This window comes from Tardiphaga sp. (assembly GCF_028290785.1).
In the GTDB taxonomy this organism is placed as follows: Bacteria; Pseudomonadota; Alphaproteobacteria; order Rhizobiales; family Xanthobacteraceae; genus Tardiphaga.
Map to the genome: position 1 here is coordinate 1 of NZ_JAQGJD010000289.1, position 13763 is coordinate 13763.

12 protein-coding genes and 1 tRNA gene are annotated in these 13763 nt (G+C 65.1%); 8 read left to right on the forward strand and 5 right to left on the reverse strand.

Going from position 1 to position 13763, the window contains the following annotated elements; all coding sequences use genetic code 11:
- From JWR89_RS17415 to JWR89_RS17425, 3 genes are all read right to left on the reverse strand, one after another.
- The coding region (locus tag JWR89_RS17415; RefSeq protein WP_299718350.1) for an ABC transporter permease subunit at positions 1–1271 on the reverse strand (1271 nt) is incomplete at its 3' end.
- Positions 1272–1524: 253 nt separating this feature from the next.
- Positions 1525–2544, reverse strand: coding sequence for a Fe(3+) ABC transporter substrate-binding protein (locus JWR89_RS17420; protein ID WP_299718352.1), 1020 nt, complete (start codon positions 2542–2544; stop codon positions 1525–1527).
- Between the two features lie 675 nt (positions 2545–3219).
- A complete protein-coding gene (locus JWR89_RS17425) occupies positions 3220–6528 on the reverse strand; it encodes a PAS domain S-box protein (RefSeq protein ID WP_299718354.1) in 3309 nt (1102 codons plus the stop codon).
- A gap of 340 nt (positions 6529–6868) precedes the next feature.
- Between JWR89_RS17425 and JWR89_RS17430 the strand changes: the two genes are divergently transcribed.
- The 3 genes from JWR89_RS17430 (at position 6869) to JWR89_RS17440 (ending at position 8196) form a co-directional block, all read left to right on the forward strand.
- Positions 6869–7240, forward strand: coding sequence for a phasin (locus JWR89_RS17430; protein WP_299718356.1), 372 nt, complete (start codon positions 6869–6871; stop codon positions 7238–7240).
- A 250-nt stretch (positions 7241–7490) separates the two neighbouring features.
- Positions 7491–7925: a phasin gene (locus JWR89_RS17435; RefSeq protein ID WP_299718358.1), complete on the forward strand. Its 435-nt coding sequence runs from the start codon at positions 7491–7493 to the stop codon at positions 7923–7925.
- A 194-nt stretch (positions 7926–8119) separates the two neighbouring features.
- Positions 8120–8196, forward strand: a tRNA-His gene (locus JWR89_RS17440).
- A 175-nt stretch (positions 8197–8371) separates the two neighbouring features.
- Here JWR89_RS17440 and JWR89_RS17445 read toward each other — a convergent pair.
- The gene (locus JWR89_RS17445; protein WP_299718360.1) at positions 8372–8680 is read right to left on the reverse strand and encodes a hypothetical protein; all 309 of its coding nucleotides are present in this window, start codon (positions 8678–8680) and stop codon (positions 8372–8374) included.
- Between the two features lie 377 nt (positions 8681–9057).
- Between JWR89_RS17445 and JWR89_RS17450 the strand changes: the two genes are divergently transcribed.
- The 4 genes from JWR89_RS17450 (at position 9058) to JWR89_RS17465 (ending at position 11039) form a co-directional block, all read left to right on the forward strand.
- Positions 9058–9288 carry a hypothetical protein gene (locus JWR89_RS17450; protein ID WP_299718362.1) on the forward strand — a complete coding sequence of 77 codons (231 nt, stop codon included), beginning with the start codon at positions 9058–9060 and terminating at the stop codon, positions 9286–9288.
- Positions 9289–9405: 117 nt separating this feature from the next.
- The gene (locus JWR89_RS17455) at positions 9406–9696 is read left to right on the forward strand and encodes a hypothetical protein (protein ID WP_299718364.1); all 291 of its coding nucleotides are present in this window, start codon (positions 9406–9408) and stop codon (positions 9694–9696) included.
- 127 nt (positions 9697–9823) lie between these two features.
- The gene (locus tag JWR89_RS17460; protein WP_299718366.1) at positions 9824–10171 is read left to right on the forward strand and encodes a hypothetical protein; all 348 of its coding nucleotides are present in this window, start codon (positions 9824–9826) and stop codon (positions 10169–10171) included.
- A gap of 187 nt (positions 10172–10358) precedes the next feature.
- Positions 10359–11039 carry a ParA family protein gene (locus JWR89_RS17465; RefSeq protein ID WP_299718368.1) on the forward strand — a complete coding sequence of 227 codons (681 nt, stop codon included), beginning with the start codon at positions 10359–10361 and terminating at the stop codon, positions 11037–11039.
- 138 nt (positions 11040–11177) lie between these two features.
- On the opposite strand, the gene JWR89_RS17470 is transcribed toward JWR89_RS17465, so the two are convergent.
- On the reverse strand, positions 11178–12806 hold the full coding sequence (locus tag JWR89_RS17470; protein WP_299718371.1) for a fatty-acid--CoA ligase: 1629 nt from the start codon (positions 12804–12806) through the stop codon (positions 11178–11180).
- 86 nt (positions 12807–12892) lie between these two features.
- On the opposite strand from JWR89_RS17470, the gene JWR89_RS17475 reads away from it, so the two are divergent.
- Positions 12893–13763 (forward strand): extensin family protein (locus JWR89_RS17475; protein ID WP_299718373.1); only part of this gene is annotated, 871 nt, incomplete at its 3' end.

Genomic DNA, 13763 nt, shown 5'->3' on the forward strand with positions numbered 1-13763 from the left:
ATCACATAGGCGATCACCACGGCCGCACCCGAGCCGACCATGACCAGCCCCGGTGATGCCAGGCCGAGCCACGCCGCCAGCGTATTGAGCGCGCCGTCGATCGCCAGCACCGGCGTCAGCAGGCCCAGGGCTAGCACCAGCCCGGGCAAAGCGTAGCCGGTCTGCGCGATCGCCAGCGAGGCGTTGGTCAGCTTTGACGCCTGCCAGCGCTGCGCGACGATCACGATCAGTCCGAGCAGCAGCGCGATCGCGGTGGCGATCGCGGCCAGCGTGATGGTATGGCCGGCATCGCGCCACACCGACGTCTCGCTCCACCACAGCCCGCGTCGCATGGTTTCGCGCAGCAGATACAACAGCGGCACCGCAAAACCCAGCAACGCCGGAATCGCGCAGCCAGCGAAAGCCAGCCATCCCCTGACGCCGCGGAGCATCGTGCGCGGCGCCAGCCGGGGATTTTCCGCCGAGAATTCGACGCTGACGTTGCGGCGCCCGACGCGTTCCATCGCGATCAGCAGCGCGACGATGGCCAGCATCAGCAGGGATAGTTGCGCTGCGCCGGCGAGGCTGCTGCGGTTGAGCCAGGTGGTGAAGATCGAGACCGTCAGCGTGCGCACGCCCAGATATTCGCTGGCGCCGATGTCGTTCAGCGTTTCCAGCGAGACCAGCGCGACGCCGACCGCGAGTGCGGGCCGGGCCATCGGCAGCGAGACGCGGCGGAACGTGGTCCAGCGGCCGGCGCCGAGCACTTTGGCGGCCTCGGCAAATTCCGCGCTGCGATGCTGGAACATGGCCCGCGCCGACAAATAGACATAGGGGTACAACACCAGCCCGACGACGAAGACCGCGCCGGGCAGGGAGCGCAGGCTTGGCAGCCAGCGGATGGCGTCGGTGAGCGGCATCGCGGTCGCCAGCGCGCGGTGCACCAGGCCGAGCGGCTCGAACAGGTCGACATAGACGTAGGCCGCCAGATAGGTCGGGATCGCCAGCGGCAGCGGCATCAGCCACAGCAGCAGCGCGCGGCCGGAAAACTCGTGCGACGAGATCAGCCACGCCGAACCGGCGCCGACCAGCAGGGCGAGGGCGCCTACGCCGAGCAGCAGCAGCGCGGTATCGCGCAGCGCCTGCGGCAGCACATAAGCGAGCAGATGCGGCCACAGCTCGGGCGCCGGCTGCAGCGCCAGGAAGGCGATGCTGAAGACGGGCGTAGCGACGGCCAGCGCGGTGAGCGCGGCGATGGTGGTGGCGGCGAGGGGAACGCGGGAGGATTTCACGATGGCGGCGCAGCAATCCCTCCCCCCAGACGAAGCGAAGCTTCGCTAGGTGGGGAGGGTCGGCCGAATGAAGCGTTGCGCAGCAACGCTGAAAGGGAGGCCGGGGTGGGGGGCGCCCCACGCTCAATGCTTCCGCGGGGCGCCCCCCCACCCGACCCGGCTTCGCTGGGCTTCGCCGGGCCACCCTCCCCACCCTGCGAAGCTTCGCTTCGCCGGGGGGGAGGGATAAGAAAAAGCGCGCTATACATTGTCCTCAATTATCAAACCCGACCTTGTCCACCAGGGTCGCCGCCGCCTTGCGGTTGGCGGCGATCTTCGCCACCGGCATCGGGTCGGCGTTCAGCCTGCCGTAGCCGGCGATGGTCGGGTTGACGGCGACGCCGGCGCGCACCGGGTATTCGTAGTTGGCGTCGGCATAGAGCTGCTGGGCGTGTTCGCCGGCCAGCCATTCGATCAGCTTCAGTGCATTGGCCTTGTTCGGCGCGTGCTTGGCCAGCAGCACCGCGGACAGGTTCACATGGGTACCGCCGCCTTCGAAGGTCGGCAAGATCACCTTGGTAGCTTCCGCCCACGGCTTCTTCTCGGGCTCGGCGTTCATCATCAGCGCCCAGTAATAGGTGTTGCCGATGCCGATGTCGCACTTGCCGGCCGCGACGTCGCGCGCGGTCTCGCGGTCGCCGCCGGAGGGCTTTTGCGCGAGGTTGGCTTTGACGCCGCGCAGCCATTCCTCGGCCTTGGCTTCGCCGTGCTTGGCCGTGTAGGCCGCAAACAATGCGTTGTTGTAGATATGCTGGCCGGAGCGGATGCAGATCTTGCCCTTCCACTTCGGGTCGGCCAGTTCCTCATAGGTGATGGCGTCCTGCTTGACGCGCTCCTTCGAGGCGTAGACCACCCGGGCGCGCATCGAGATGCCGGCCCAGTGGCCGTCGGGATCGCGGTATTGCGCGGGGACGATCTTGTCGACGACGTCGGACTTGATCGGCTGCGTCACGCCGGCCTGCACGGCGTCGTCGATGCGGCCGATGTCCACCGTCAGCAACACATCGGCGGGGCTGTTGGCGCCCTCGGCCTTGATGCGCTGCTCGAGGCCAGACGAGGCGGAGATCACATTGACCTTGATGCCGGTGTCCTTGCTGAACGCATCGAACAGCGGCTGCACCAATTTGGTCTCGCGATAGGTGTAGACGTTGACCTCTTCGGCCGCCTGCACGGTAGCGGCGCTGAAGGAAACAAGAGCGAGAGCGGTGGCGGCGAGGATGCGGCGTGCGGTCATCAAGGCACTCCGGCAAAGGCAGGTGGCAATGCCGGATGGAGTAGCGCAGCAGGCCGTAACGGGCACGCGACGCAATGTCGCGATTGGCGTGTTCTAGAGGGATTCCAGGTTCGGGGGGCAGGTGAAGTAAGTCGGTAGGACGGGTTGAGCCCTTTGCGAAACCCATCGGCAGAGGGTGATGGGTTTCGCAAGAGCTCAACCCATCCTACGAACCAGGGCGGCGAGTTATGTCAGACCTTCTATGACGGAACGAAAACCATGCTCTTTATATTCATCTTCGTCGTCATTCTTGCGGTCAGTTTCATCCCGACCATAGTGGCCGTCTATGGTGGGCGAGGGCCGTGGATGCACGCAACTTGGCTCCTATCCACTATCGCCCTACTAACATTTTTCTTTTGGCCCGCGTCCCGCACCTTCTTTCTCATGCCTCCGGTCTCGCAGTTTCTTTCAGTCTGGGGGCTTGCTTGGGTCAGTGCGTGGTTAGCCTTTCGAAGTCAGCAAATTACAAAACGTCCGCGAGGCCGACCAGGCGAGTGACTTTTTGGTCAACCCACAAAGCTCTACCCTATTGAGAGGAGGCAGTCGGTAGGATGGGTTGAGCCCTTTGCGAAACCCATCGGCAGAGGGTGATGGGTTTCGCAAGAGCTCAACCCATCCTACCAACGAAAATAGCGACTACGCCTTCACCACGGCGTTCGAAAACACCACTTCGATCAGGGTGCCGGAGCTCGGCGCGGTCTTGATCTGGAAGCGGGCGCGGTTGGCTTCGACCAGCGCCTTGGTCAGCGACAGGCTGACGCCGGAGCTTTCCGCGGACTGGTCGGCCGGGGCCTGGCTGCCGAACGGCTCCATGGCGGCGGCGAGTTCGTGGTCGTTGAGGCCGTGGCCGGTGTCGCGGACCCGCAGCATCACCTCGCCGAAATCCGACAGCGCGGTGGAGACGATCACCTGGCCGCCGGCATTGGCCAGATGAATCGAATTGCCGATCAGGTTGAGCGTGATCTGGCGCAATGCGCGGGCGTCCGCCACCACCGTCGGCAACAGATGCGCCAGCGAGGTGCGGATGATGATGCGGCCGCGGTTGGCCTGCGGCTGCATCACCGCGACGCACTGCTCCACCATCTCGTTGAGGTTCTGCGTAGTGAAAGCGAGGTCGAGCTTGCCGGTCTCGATCCGCGAGAGGTCGAGCAGGTCGTTGACGATGGCAAGGACGCGCTCGCCGGAGGCGCGGACGTCCTTCATGTATTCGCCGTAGCGCTCGTTGCCGAGCGGGCCGAAGCGTTCGTCGATCATCACCTCGGCAAAGCCGATGATGGCGTTGAGCGGCGTGCGCACCTCGTGGCTGATCCGCGCCAGCACGTCGGCCTTCGCGGTCGCGGCGCGGTCGGCCTGGCGCCGCGCATGCAGCAGCTCGCTCTCCGTCTTCTTGGCCTGGGTAAGATCGCGGAACATGGCGAAGAAGTTCGGGCCGCCGGGCCGGGTGCGGCCCATCATGATCGACAGCGGGATGAGGCCGCCGGCGCGGGCCTGGCCGAGCGCCTCGCGGCCATGGTCGAGCAGGCTGGCGACGCCGGCCTCCTTGACGCTGTCGAGATAGTCGCGCACCACCCGGCGGCTTTCCGGTGCGAAAAGATCCGTGACGTTGCGTTGCGTCAGTTGCGCGCCGTCATAGCCGAACAGCGCCTCGGCGCTGCGGTTGCAGGAATTGATGTTGCCCTCGGCGTCGAACATGATGATGCCCTCGGCTGTGGTGTCGAGGATCGCCGCCAACTCTTCGGCATCGATCGCGGCCTCGTCCGGCGCCGGCGGTTCGGCAACGGGCGCCTCCGCGGCAGCCTCGGGCGCCGCAACGGCGGCAGGCGCGAGCGCGGGCTCGGCGCGCGAGCTGGAGAAGATCAGCGCATGCGCCGGCTCGTTGTCCCAGGCGATCGTGAACAGCCGCGCCTCGGTGGGCGACAGTGCCGTGCCGGCAGATTTCTCGGTCGCGGTGATGGTCACCGCGGTGCCGCCGTCCGACGTGCTCGACGTCGCCGAGACGTCGGGCCGCACATAGAGCGCATCGAGGCCGCCGGCTTCTTCGAGCGCATGCAGCGAGGGGTAGTTGACGCGCGCGAGGAAGGCTGGATTGGCGAACAGCAGCCGGTCGAGCCGGTAGATCAGCACGCCGACCGGCAGCAGATCGAGCAGCACCTTGTCGCGCAGCATCTCGCCGCGCGCCGGCGCCGGCGGCGTCGCCAGCCATTCCGGCTGCGAGGTCGGGGACGCGATCGTTTCCGGCGCGGCCGGCTCCGCCTCGGGCGCTTCGACCTCCACCGGCTGCGGGTCGCGCTGGTCGGTGGTCAGCCCGGTCTCGGCCTCCAGCCGCTGCGACAGTTGCCGCGCCAGCTCGTTGAAGGCGCTGTTCTCGACAGGCGTCAGCACCGGCGATTTCAGATCGCCCGGTCGGAACTGCACGACGTTCTTGGGAGGTTCCACGGGGCTGTCCGGATCGGTTGGTGGTGCTGGTTCGGGTGTCGGTTCGGGGAGCGCGAGCGGTTCGTCCATGCTGTCGCCGACCGGCCCGGCCTGGGCGATGTCGGCGGACAGCGATCTTGGCGGTGGATCGCTGATGATCTCGCGGCGGGCTTCGGCGAGCTGGTTCATGGCCTCAAGGTCGCGGCACACGCCGAAACCGCGATAGCCGGCGAACTGGCGGTCGCGGTCGAACAAAGGCAGGCCCGCCAATTCCACCGGCAAGCGACCGCCGCCGTCCACCGGCCACAGCAGCGTGATGCCGCTCCAGGTCTGACGTGTCGCCATCGCCTGGACGACGCGGCCATCGGGATCGAGGCCGAATGGCTCGGCGATCTCGCTCCACCTGCGCCCGAGGACGGCGGCGGTGCGGGGGCCGATCAGTTCTACGAATTCATCGGAGTCGAGCGAGAAGCGGCCCTCGGCGTCGATCCGCCAGACGAAGCGCAGCGGCGTGGTGCGGAGCTCCGGCGCGGGCGTTTCCGCTTCGGCTGAAGCGGGCTCGTCGGCGACGGCTTCGACATAAGGCGACGGCTCGTGGGGGTGGATCGGATAAAGCGTGCCGGTCTGCGCAATGGTCTGCGCAATAGCGGCTTCGAGCTCCGAGGTGGCCTCGGGCTCGCTGAGTTCGTCCGTTGCGATGTCCTGCGTTGCCGATGCTTCGAAGGCGGGTTCGGGAGGCTCCGCCGCGGCTTGTTGCGGGGGCACTTCTACGGCGTGGTCGATCGGCTCGGCCGGCGCCAGCGCCGGATCTACTTCCACGACATCGGCAAGGGAAGGCGCGGACTCATCGTCGACCGGCTCCGCATGTTCGGCAGGCGTGGCGTCCGGCGCGATCAGCGCCACCAGCCCGATATCGGCGCCGCTGCCGACTCGCTGCAGCACCATGTGGCCGAGGCCGATCGGGGTTTCGACGCGGCCGTCCTTCAGCGCATTGTGGCGCGCATGGTCGAGGCCGGCGTCGGACAGGTTGCGGAAGCCGAGCAGGACCTGGGCGGTCGCCGAGGCGCCGATGAACAGGCCGTCGCGGGCGAACGCGGCGATCGGGGTATCGATGCCCTCGACCAGATTTTGCAGCCGCTCGACCAGCGGCATCAGGCGCCCGGTGGGCTCCACGGCGATCACCAGGATGCCGGCGCCGCCATCAGCAAAATCCAGCCGCGCGCAGGCGCAGGTCATCAGGCTGCCGAGGCGGGCGCCGAAGCCGCGCAGCCGCTCCAGCCGAACCGCGGCATCGGGGGCCAACCGGTTACCAAGCTGCGCGATCTGGCGGCGGTGCTGGTCGGCGGGGCCGAATGTCCGCGCGAACAGCGCGGCAGCGTTGCTGGCGCCGAACAGCCTCGCGCCGACCGGATTGGCCCACAGGATCCGCGTTCCATCGAGCGACCACAGCCACGCCGGCTGGCTGCTCGTCGCATGCACGGCCAGCCTGGCATCGCCGACGCCCCGCAACTGGAATTCCGCACTGCTCATCGGCTCTTCATGACTGACTGGTTTGTCGCTCTCGGGATGAGGAGGGCACGGCTTGCCGCCCAAAAGATGACAGCCTTAACACTTCGTTAGTATCGCGCGCGCGGCTCTGAAGGTCCACGCCCCCAAGGGTTTCGCACAAGGAAAGCAGCAATACCGTTAATTGTCGGCATCGTGCCGAACCATCGGGCGGGGCGTGGCGTCGCAGTTGCAAAACCGGAGCAAAGGTCCACGATGGGCGACGGGGAAGGGACGCCGCGTCATACCGGCGAAGCCTGGATTCGTTAGATTGCAACGGGCAATCGGGGCCGTGGATGCCTCCGTCAGCGCAAGGGAGTGGGACATGAGCGACAAGTTCGAGATTCCGAAAGAGATGCGATCGATGGCCGAAGCGAGTTTCGACCAGGCCCGCCAGGCGTTCGAGAAGTTTATGGCCAGCGCGCAGAGCACCGCCAGCACGATCGAGGACCGCGGCGCCACCGTGCGCTCCGGCGCCAAGGAGGTCAGCACCAAGGCCATCACCTATGCCGAAAAGAACGTCGCGGCGTCGCTGGACTACGCCCAGAAGCTGCTGCACGCCAAGGATCTTGGCGACGTGATGCGGCTGCACAGCGAGTATGTGCAAAACCAGATGAAGGCCCTGGCCGAGCAGGCCAGCGAAATGGGTCAGATCATGAGCCGCGCGGCGATGGAAGCCGCCAAGCCGAAGAGCTGAACCTATTAAAAGTTGTAAGATCGAAGGTTCCGTGGCCGGAACGAGTGTTCCGGCCGGCCTGTCATGCATTTTTGCGGTGCAATATTCCGTTGCGCTGCACAAATTCGACATGATATTGCGGTAGCCATGTCCGGCGCTCCAAAGCGGGCGTTCTGACTTCCCGCCTGCCGACCGTGAGCAGCGACGCTTCCGACGGCAATCCGCGGGGACTGTTTCATCGATATTGATTGCAACACGAAGGAAGCACGTCATGGCCGAATCGACCGATCCGTTCTCATCTTCCGTCATTCCATTCCAGGTTCCGGAGCACGTCCGTGCTTTTGCTGAAAAGGGCGTTTCGCAGGCGCGCGAAGGCTATGCCAAGTTCAAGGACGCCGCCGAGACCCACAACATCACCATGGAAGCCGTTTTTGGCAGCGCCAGCCGCGGCGCCACCGAATATTCCAGCAAGGTGCTCGACATCGTGAAGACCAACACCGGCGCGACGCTGGATTTCGCCCAGGAGCTGGTCGGCGTGAAGTCGCCGTCCGCCGCGATGGAGCTGTGGGCCGGATTTGCCCGCAAGCAGATCGAGGCCTTCACCGGTCAGACCAAGGAGCTCGCCGAACTGACCCAGAAGATCGTTTCCGAGACCTCCGAGCCGATCAAGACCAGCGCCACCAAGCTGTTCAAGCCTGCCGCCTAAGCGGACATCGAATTTAATCGCCGAAAGCCCGGGCCGTCGGCCCGGGCTTTTGTTTGTGCCAGGATTTGTTGACGCCCGAGATTGGTTGCGCCCAATAATCGTGATTTCCGGGGGCTCCGCGGCCTTGCCAAAGCGCCGCGCAAACCCTAGTTTGCCGCCAGTTCGCGACCCCCTCCATGGGGCCGATCAAGGATGCAGTTGTAGCTCAGTTGGTTAGAGCGCCTGTTTGTGGAGCAGGAGGTCGCTGGTTCGAGACCAGCCAACTGTACCACCCCCTCAAGTCATCCCCTTGCCATCGCAAGCCACTGTCCGACCGGCGAGCCCGTCGCCGATATTCAGGTCGCGGGGGGGCGGGGCGGTGTCATTGGCTTCGGGCGGGGCGAGGTTCAGAACCGCCATCTGGGCTTGCATGTGGGTGTCGATCCGACGGTTGACGTCGGCGGGGCCTAGCGCCGCAGCCCCTTCCAAAGATCGATGGGTTGCGGATGACATCTCGCCGGGCGTTTCTTCTTTTCCAGTTTGATATCAAGCGCCGCGGCGAAGGCGCGCTGCAGCCGCGGGTCGGCGATGCGCGCCAGATGCTCTTGCAGTGTGGCGGCGCTGGCCTCGTGCTCCGGCGCGGCAATGGCGGCGCAAAGCCGGATGCTGGCGCGGGTAAAAAACCAGAACGCCGCGCCGTTGCCGGCAACGCCTGGCCGGTCGAGTTCGGTGGCGGCCGCGAGCGTCACCATCCTGTCGCTGTTTTCCAGCGTCACCGCAAAACGCAGCAGCGCCAGCAGCCAGGCCCGCAGCGTCGCGGCATGCTTGCCGGCGTGCGGCGCTGCGGACGTGTCCGTTGCGTGGGACGCGCCGGCGCGGCGCCGTCCCGTCGCGTTCGCGGCCCCCGTGGTATCGCCTGGCGTGAGGGATAGATGAATGGTCGCCGCCCCTGTGGAGCCGGGTGATCACACAGGCGCGCATAGGAAAGCGAGTGGGGTGGGACAGCGACGGCATAAAGGCCGGATAGGAATCGCTGAACGATGCCGTCGTGGCAGATGGGCACCCGGATTAGCCGCGTCGATCCTGTCAACGTTCTCGGCGGAACCAGCGCCGCCGCGCCACGTTGGCTCGTAAACCGGACAGGGAGGCCGCCATGACCGAAGCCACTATCAGCGATACCGGCATTGCCGTGATGTGCGATATCGCGCGCGCCTCGGGGCTGGATCTCAATGCCGACAAGCGGGCGGTGCTGGACCGGCTGATCGTTGACGGATTGGTCGAAGTGTCCAAAGCGGCAAAACCGACCGAAGCTACCAAATTTGCCATCACGCCAAAGGGGCAACGCCTGCTCGATGACCGCGGCGTCGGCGCCAACGAATCCTGACGGACATGTGGCGGGGCGCGCTTTCGTCGCTTGCCAACCGATTGCCGCTCGCCCAGACTTTCGGTCTGGCGCATCATCGGGGGTGTCATGTCAAAATCCCAACTGCGATTTGCCTTCTTGTTCGCGACCGGCATCGCGTTGTCGATGTCTTCGGCCATTCCGGCGCGGGCCTACACCGAAGACCAGCAACAATTGTGCAGCGGCGATGCGTTCCGGCTGTGCAGTTCGGCCATTCCGGACGTCGATCGCGTGACCGCCTGCATGATCCAGCGGCGCGCCCAGCTCAGCCCCGGTTGCGCGCAGTTCTTTCACGAGCCGGAGGCCGATCCCGCCATGAAGCGGGAGCGGGTGCGCAAACCGCTGGCCATTGCCCCGCGCAAGGCGAAGAAGCCGCGCAAGAACAGCTAGCGGCCGACCTACCCGACACCGCCTGCGTGACGCCTACTCTGTCGGCACCGGTCAATCGCGCGCGACATTCCGACGCGCTGGCATTCGCGCCGGTCAGCCACATCTGCCGGCAGCGAGGAATATGAAATTGAACGAAACAATCGACTACAAGGCGGAAATTGACCGCCACTTTGCCTGGTTCGAGACTAAAATTCCGCCGGGGCCGGCGAAGTTCGTTGGCTGGCTGCGCAAGCCGTCGTCCAAGCTGGTGCGAATTCCGTTGGCGCTGCTGCTGGTGCTCGGCGGAATCTTCAGCATTCTTCCAGTGCTCGGTCTGTGGATGCTGCCGCTCGGGCTGGTCTTGATCGCGCAAGATATTCCGTTGCTTGAAAAACCCGTCGCGCAATTTCTCGGCTGGCTCGAGCGAAAATGGGCCGGGTATCAGCTCAAAAAGGAACGTGGCAAGAACAACGAGCGTGACATCGATACCAAGTGAGTCCGGAATGTGTCCGCGCGCGTACTACAATTGACGCAATCTCGCCTGTTGCGACGCACTGTGTGACTCAAAAGCCAGCTTCACCCATAAATCACGTACAGATATTTGAATTGCCTACAAATTTTTCTTTCGCGAATCAACGCGCTGATTCATTTTCGCCCTCGGGGTCAATCTGGAGGCCGAACATATGAACGTTATTGTTTTTGCATCGCGTAAAGGCGGCTCGGGAAAAAGCACCCTGGCTGCACACCTTGCTGCACAGGTTCACAAATCTTCCAAGCCGTGCCTGCTGATCGATGCCGACCCTCAGGGTTCGCTGACGCTGTGGCACAAGCTGCGCGGCACCAACGAGCCGGCGCTGAAGGTCGCCAATCGTTCGGTTTCCGAGATTATCGCCGGCGCCAAGCGCGATGGCATCGAATGGGTATTCATCGACACGCCGCCGAACACCTCGGCTGTCGTCGATGATGCCATCAAGAACGCCACCATGGTGATCATTCCGGCGCGTCCCGGCGTGTTCGATGTCAACGCGGTTCAGGACACGATCCAGAGCTGCCGCGCCGCGCGCAAGCCCTATGCGGTGGTGATCAACGGCGCCCCGGCGCGTCGTGACGAAGTCGAAAGCCGCATCGTCACCATCGCCCGCGAGGCGCTGGCCAAGTTCAAGGCGCCGGTGTGGTCGGGACAGATCACCAACCGCGCCGACCTGCTGCTGGCGCTGGCCGAGGGTGAAGGCGCCCGCGAATATGCTGCAGACGGTCGCGCCGCCGGTGAAGTCGGCAAATTGTGGGCCGCGATCGAGCGTTCGATCAAGGCCATTCGCGGGACCGTTTCTGCGACCGGCACGATGCACAAGCAGGCGGCTTAACCATCGCTCTGCTTCGGACGCCAAAAGACGCGCGAGAGGGCTCGCGCGTCTTTTGTCATGTGCGGATGTTACGCTGTCCTGTCGTATAGGCCTCGTGCCTTCTCCCCCGCTCAACAAGAGCGAGGAGAAGGACGCCGTCTATGCCGCCGCGTTCGGCAGGCTATAGGTCTTGAACTGGTCGCGCAGGGCCGTCTTCAGGATCTTGCCGGTGGCGGTGTGCGGGATGGCATCGACGAACACCACGTCATCCGGCATCCACCATTTGGCGATCTTGCCGTCCATGTAATGCAGGATGTCCTCGCGCGTCGCGGTCTGGCCGGCCTTCAGCTGCACGATCAGCAACGGCCGCTCGTCCCACTTCGGATGATAGACGCCGATCACCGCGGCCTCCGCCACCTGCGGATGGCCGACCGCGAGGTTTTCCAGATCGATCGAGCTGATCCATTCGCCGCCGGACTTGATCACATCCTTGGAGCGGTCGGTGATGCGCATGTAGCCGTGCGCGTCGATGGTGGCGACGTCGCCAGTGTCGAAAAAGCCCTCGTCGTCGAGGATGTTGGTATCGACGCGGTAATAAGCCGCCGATACCGACGGGCCGCGCACTTTGAGGCGCCCGAAGGTCTTGCCGTCCCATGGCAGTTCCTTGTCGGCGTCGTCGGTGATCTTCATCTCGACGCCGAACGGTGGATAGCCCTGGGTCTGCAGGATATCGAGCCGCGCGTCGCCTTCGAGCTGGTCGAAGGGCGGCTTCAGTGCGGCCAGCGTGCCGATCGGGCTCATCTCGGTCATGCCCCAGGCATGGCGCGGCGTGGCGCCCATGTCGACGAACGCCTTGATCATCGAGCGTGGCATCGCCGAACCGCCGCATACCACCGTCCGCAGATGCGGCAGCTTCAGCTTGTTGGCGGCCATGTGGTTGAGCAGCATCAGCCACACGGTCGGCACCCCGGCGGTGTGCGTCACCTTTTCCGTCTCGAGCAGCTCATAGACCGATGCGCCGTCGAGCTTGGCGCCGGGGAACACCAGCTTGGTGCCCATCGAGGGCGCCGAGAAGGCGATGCCCCAGCTATTGGCATGGAACAGCGGTACCACCGGCAGCATGGTGTCCGCGGCGTTGGCACCCAGCGAGTCGCCGGTGTTGGCCATCAGCGCGTGCATGACGTTGGAGCGGTGCGAATACAGCACGCCCTTGGGATCGCCTGTGGTGCCCGAAGTGTAGCACATCGCCGCCGCGGTATTTTCGTCGAAGCTCTTCCACTTGAAATTACCATCGACCTCCGCGATCCAGTCCTCATAGGCGATCGCGTTCTTCAGCGTAGTGGCCGGCATGTGTTCCCGGTCCGTGAGCACGATGTAGCGTTCGACGCTGGGGATCTGGTCGGCGATCTTTTCCACCAGCGGAACAAAGGTCAGATCGAGCAGAACGATGCGATCCTGCGCATGGTTGATGATCCAGGTAATTTGATCGGGAAACAGACGCGGGTTGACGGTGTGGCAGATGGCGCCGACGCCCATAATGCCGTACCAAGATTCGAGATGACGCCAGGTATTCCACGCAATGGTGGCGACGCGGTCGCCGAGTTTGATGCCGTCGCGGTCGAGACGCTGCGCGACCTGCAGCGATCGCGCGCGAATGTTGGCGTAGTTGGTGCGGTGGATGGGGCCTTCGATCGAGCGGCTGACCACTTCGCGCTCGCCATGGACCTTGGCGGCATGATCGATAATCCGATGACACAGCAAAGGCCAGTCTTGCATCAAGCCGAGCATTCGAACGTTCCTCCGTATCTGCATGGGCTTGCCGGTTGTCCGGCAAGGTCTTGTTTTCCCAAGGTCTTGTTATCCAAGGTCTTGCCATGAAGTTTAGCGCGGGGGAAGCCGGCCGGAAATGGCCATTTGGCGGGTTCGGCTGCGACCAAAGAACAATGGCCATGGTGGTGGCGCTGCTGCTCGTCGCCGCGCCGGCGCAGGCCTACCTGACCGCCGGCCGGGTGCCGCTGCCGAAATCGCGCCCCGCCGAGGCGCCTGCGATCGAGCAGCCGCAGCAGCCGGCCGCTTCCGACAAGCCCGTCGAGCCCGAACAGCCCGCCGCCGAAGCGCGCCCGGCGGAGCCGCCGCCGCCCTCGGCCTGCCGCCTGGCGCTCACCGATGCCATCGCGATTGCCCCCAGCGTGCCCGATATCAAGGGGCCGGGCGCCTGCGGCGGTCCGGACATGGTGCATCTCGAGGCGGTGATCCTGCCGGACAAGACCCGCGTGCCGCTGAAGCCGGGCGGCACCATGCGCTGCTCGATGGCCACCGCGGTGGCCGACTGGATCCGCACCGACATGGCGCCGATGGCGGCCAGCCTCGGCACCCGGCTCATCGAACTCGACAATTTCGATTCGTTCGACTGCCGCGGCCGCAATCGCGTGGTCGGCGCCAAGATGTCGGAGCACGGCCGCGCCAACGCCCTCGACCTCCGCGGGCTGAAACTCGCCAACGGCCAGTCGATTGCGCTGACCGAGCGCGGCACCCCGCGCGAACTGCGCGAGAAGGTGCTGCTGTCGGTATGTACGCGGTTTTCCACGGTGCTCGGCCCCGGCTCGGACGGCTATCACGAGGACCACATCCACATCGATCTCGCCGAGCGCCGCGGCAACTACAAGATCTGCCAGTGGGACGTCCTGGAGCCGATGCCGCAAATCGCACCGCTGCTGCCGGCCGAACGCCCCGCGGAAGCGCCGC